Here is a 4,650-nt window from a genome sequence, read left to right on the forward strand (position 1 = left end):
CTCCAGCACGGTGGAGAAGCGAGCGGGCGGCCGGGGAGGGAAGCGGGTGGCCCAGGTGGGCGGCCCCTGGGGTGGGCTGTATGGGCCGGCTGGGTCGGGGGCGCGCTCGCGCCTCGCCGGCACGCCGGGCCGGTCCGGCGGCTTGCGGCCGGTGGGGGTACAGACGACGCGCGGGCAAAGGGGCCACCGGGCGTGGTCCGGCGGCTTGCGGTGGGGCGGGGTGCGGAGGACACACGGCAGGGCGGGGCACGTCGGGTCGGCTTGGCGGCTTGCGGCCGGTGAGCGGACCGGGGGACAGGTACACCACGCCGTGCGACAGGCTGGGTGATGGCTCGCCGGAGCGAACCAGAGGTGACCGGCCCAGTGGTGAATGGGCCAATGGGGAGTGCTGTGCGTGGTTCCGCAGGGCGGGTTCGAGGCCGGTGATTGCTCCTGGCGCGCAATCTGCGGGAAGGGGGCGCGCAATCCGCGAGAAGAGGCATGACCACCCAGACCGCGCAGAAACCGCCAAACCAGCCCCACTAGTACCAGCCTGAGGGACAAGTGGCGGATTCGGGCCAAGAACGAAAGCGCCGTCCACGGTTTCACCCTTGGAACTGGCCCAAATCCGCCACTTGCACCTTCTCCGCCCCATCCACGCTCCTTCCCTCACCCCCGCCCCACCGCAAGTCGCCAAACCGCGCCCGGTGGCCCCTTTGCCCGCGCGTCGTCTGCACCCACTCACCGCAAGTCGCCGGACCGGCCCGGTGGGCCCCCGCCCTGCCGGGCGTCCTTCCGCACTCTCCACCGGCCGCAAGCCGCCGGACCGGCCCGGCGTGCCGGCGAGGCGCGAGCGCGCCCCCCGACCCAGCCGGCCCATGCAGCCCACCCCAGGGGCCGCCCACCTGGGCCACCCGCTTCCCTCCCCGGCCGCCCGCTCGCTTCTCCACCGTGCTGGAGCGGACCGGGTCAAGGGTGGCCCAAAGGGCCATCGCCGCAGGCGACGCGCAGCGCCCTTGACCCGGTCCGCGGAAGCACGACACTGACCCGAGAAGCGGGCGGCCCCACGGCCACTTGAAAGCCACCGGAGCCCACCAGAAACCCCCGAGACCACCGGGGCCCACCAGAAACCCCCGAGACCACCGGAGCCCACCGAAGACCCCGGGGCCCAGCAAACCCCTGGGCGGCCCACCCGAGGCCCACCGCAAACCCCTGGAAGCCGCCGAGGACCGCTGAAGACCGCTGAGGACCGCCCGAGCCCGCGACCGAACGCCGAGCCCGCGACCGGGCGCCCCGGCCGCAGCCGAGCCGCGCCCGGGGGCTACTCCACCGTCACCGACTTCGCCAGGTTCCGCGGCTGGTCCACCTCGTTGCCCCGCGCCGTCGCCAGCTCGCACGCGAACACCTGCAACGGCACCGTCGCGACCAGCGGCTGCAGCAGCGTCGGCGTCACCGGGATGCGGATGAGGTGGTCGGCGTACGGGACGACCGCCTCGTCGCCCTCCTCCGCGATCACGATCGTGCGTGCGCCTCTCGCGCGGATCTCCTGGATGTTGGAGACGATCTTGTCGTGGAGGACGGACCGGCCGCGCGGCGACGGCACCACCACGACCACCGGCAGGTCCTCCTCGATCAGGGCGATCGGGCCGTGCTTGAGCTCGCCGGCCGCGAAGCCCTCGGCGTGCATGTACGCCAGCTCCTTGAGCTTCAGGGCGCCTTCGAGGGCGACCGGGTAGCCCACGTGCCGCCCCAGGAACAGCACCGTGTTCTTGTCGGCCAGCGAGCGGGCCAGCTCCCGCACCGGCTCCATCGTCTCCAGGACGCGCTCCACCGCTCCGCTGATCCGCGACAGGTCGCGGATCACCGCCTGGATCTCGTCGCCCCACTTGGTGCCCCGTACCTGGCCCAGGTACAGCGCCACCAGGTAGCAGGCCACCAGCTGCGTCAGGAACGCCTTCGTCGAGGCGACCGCGATCTCCGGGCCCGCGTGCGTGTAGAGCACCGCGTCGGACTCACGGGGGATGGTCGAGCCGTTGGTGTTGCAGATGGCCAGCACCCTGGAGCCCTGCTCGCGGGCGTGGCGCAGCGCCATCAGGGTGTCCATCGTCTCTCCCGACTGGGAGATGGCGATGACGAGGGTCTGTGCGTCCAGGATCGGGTCCCGGTAGCGGAACTCGCTCGCCAGTTCCACCTCGCACGGAATCCGCGTCCAGTGCTCGATGGCGTACTTGGCGATCAGGCCCGCGTGGAAGGCCGTGCCGCAGGCGACGATGACGATCTTGTCCATCTCGCGGAGTTCCGAGGCGCTGATCCGCACCTCGTCCAGCGTCAGGTTCCCGGCCTCGTCGATACGGCCCAGCAGGGTGTCGGCGACCGCCTTGGGCTGCTCGGCGATCTCCTTGAGCATGAAGTAGTCGTAGCCGCCCTTCTCGGCGGCGGCCATGTCCCAGTCGACGGTGTAGGAGTGCACCTCGGCGGGCCGGCCGTCGAACCCGGTGATCGTCACCCCGTCCCGGCGCAGCTCCACGACCTGGTCCTGTCCCAGCTCGATCGCCGAGCGCGTGTGGGCGATGAACGCGGCGACGTCGGAGGCGAGGAAGGCCTCGCCCTCGCCGACGCCCACGACCAGCGGGGAGTTGCGGCGGGCGCCCACGACGACGTCGGGCTCGTCGGCGTGCATGGCGACCAGGGTGAACGCGCCCTCCAGGCGCCGGCACACCAGCCGCATGGCCTCCGCGAGGTCGGCGCAGGAGGAGAACTCCTCGGCCAGCAGATGCGCGACGACCTCGGTGTCGGTCTCGGAGGACAGCTCGTGTCCGCGTTCCTCCAACTCCGCCCGCAGCGCGGCGAAGTTCTCGATGATGCCGTTGTGGACGACGGCGACCCGTCCGGCGTTGTCGAGGTGGGGGTGGGCGTTGGCGTCCGTGGGAGCACCGTGGGTGGCCCACCGGGTGTGGCCGATGCCCGTGGTGCCGGTCGGCAGCGGCCGTTCCACGAGCTCCTTCTCCAGATTGACCAGCTTTCCGGCCTTCTTCGCCGCCGCCAGCCCGCCGTCGGCGAGCACGGCGACACCGGCCGAGTCGTAGCCCCGGTACTCCAGCCGCTTCAGTCCGGCCATCACGACTTCGAGCGCCGACTGCGCCCCCACGTATCCCACGATTCCGCACATGGGCGGCAGCCTACGGGCCGTCACCCGGCTCAAGTGGCGACTTCGTGCCCGAAATCGGAAATTCCTACCGGGGCAGGAAGCTCCCTGGCAATGCTTCCAGGACGCCTGCGGGATGCCTGCGGGACACCCGCCGGACGCCTGCGGGACACCCGCCGAAGACACCTGCCGGGCGACGCCCACCAGGCGACGCCCACCAGGCGACGCCCACCAGGCGACGCCCACCGGGTGAAGCCCACCGGGCAACGCACACCAGGCCGCGCCCACCAGGCCGCGCCCACCGGGCGGCACACACACCCGGTGGGCACCTGGCTCCCCCGCGAAACTCCCCTATGAATACGAACGCCCCGCGGGCGCCCGGCCCCCCGGCAGACACCCGCCTCACTTCAGCTTGGCGAGCTGGGCCTCGACGAGCTCCGTGGGGAAGTCGAAGTCCTTGCCGCTGGCGACCGAGGCGAGGTTGGCGGCGGAGAAGTAGGCCAGGGTGGCGCCCTTGCGGACGACGACGCCCTTGACCGGGGCCTTGACGCCCTCGGCGTCCATCGTCTCGTTCACCGCCAGTGCCTCGTCGGCGCCCTGGGGCGCATCGCCGACGGCAACCTTGACGATCTTGATCTTGTTGCCGTTCGCGGTGTAGGCGAAGCCGCCGGAGCACGCCGCCGCAGCCTTGGTCAGGTCCTTCATCGCCTGCTCGGCACCACCGTCCTCGTAGGAGGCCAGGGTGACGATGACCTTCTCCCGGTCCAGGGCGGCCAGCATGGCCTCCTCGGGCTTCGCGCCGGCCTCGGGCTTCCGCACATCGCCCAGCCAGGACCGCTTCACGGTGGCCGACGGCTTGCCGACGTAGCTGCCGGCCTGGAGGTGGGCGAGCGGGTCGCAGGCCCGGTCGTCCGTGCGGACCTTGTCCTGTGCGACGTCGTCCGCCGCCGGGACCTTGGTGGTGACCTTGCCGCTCTTGACGTCCTCCTGGGTGAGCGCGGCCTTCTCCAGCTCCTCGGCGGTCAGCGCCTTGGCGGGGGCCGCGGAGGGGGTCTTGTCGGCCTGGGCGGCCTTGTCGCCGCCGGCCTTGCCCGAGTCGTCGCCGCCGCCCTCGGACGAACCGCCGCAGGCGGTGACGAGGAGGGCCAGAGCGGCGGCGGACGCGGTCAGGGCCGTACGACGGACCACGTGGGATCTCACAGACGTTCTCTTCTTTCGGCGTAGGGACCGGCGGGACACCCCGCACCGGTTCACCGCAGCCTATGCACACCACCCCCACAAATGATCATGAATTCTCCACCCGGTACCCGACCGTGACACCCGCGTGATCTTCGTTCCGCCACGTGACACAGCCCACGCCGCGCCCTGTTCAAACTCCGTTCACAATGAACTGTGATTTCTCCGGTCTCCTCGATACCCCGGAGCGCCCACCGGCCCCGGTCGGAGGCGACTCCCTACGTCGATCTCACCCGCGCCGAGTGGAGTGCGCTGCGCGACAAGACGCCGCTGCCGCTGTCCGCCGAGGA

2 protein-coding genes and 1 pseudogene are annotated in these 4,650 nt (G+C 71.5%); 1 reads left to right on the forward strand and 2 read right to left on the reverse strand.

Annotated elements, in window-relative coordinates; translation table 11 throughout:
* Positions 1 to 1,300: 1,300 nt before the first annotated feature.
* Together glmS and CCN35_RS25065 are read right to left on the reverse strand one after the other, a co-directional pair.
* Positions 1,301 to 3,148 carry a glutamine--fructose-6-phosphate transaminase (isomerizing) gene (glmS, locus tag CCN35_RS25060; RefSeq protein ID WP_067397087.1) on the reverse strand — a complete coding sequence of 616 codons (1,848 nt, stop codon included), beginning with the start codon at positions 3,146 to 3,148 and terminating at the stop codon, positions 1,301 to 1,303.
* Between the two features lie 378 nt (positions 3,149 to 3,526).
* Complete coding sequence (locus tag CCN35_RS25065) at positions 3,527 to 4,324, reverse strand: hypothetical protein (protein ID WP_067397086.1); 798 nt, start codon at positions 4,322 to 4,324, stop codon at positions 3,527 to 3,529.
* A 192-nt stretch (positions 4,325 to 4,516) separates the two neighbouring features.
* Here CCN35_RS25065 and CCN35_RS27935 point away from each other — a divergent pair.
* Positions 4,517 to 4,650: pseudogene (locus CCN35_RS27935) on the forward strand (type I pantothenate kinase); the annotation flags it as partial.

It is taken from the genome of Streptomyces thermovulgaris (genome assembly GCF_002155915.1).
Taxonomy (GTDB): domain Bacteria; phylum Actinomycetota; class Actinomycetes; order Streptomycetales; family Streptomycetaceae; genus Streptomyces; species Streptomyces thermovulgaris.

What these genes read in the sequence shown, in the direction of transcription:
- glmS (WP_067397087.1), bottom strand. Translation starts at nt 3,148, where the DNA reads ATGTGCGGAATCGTGGGATACGTGGGGGCGCAGTCGGCGCTCGAAGTC.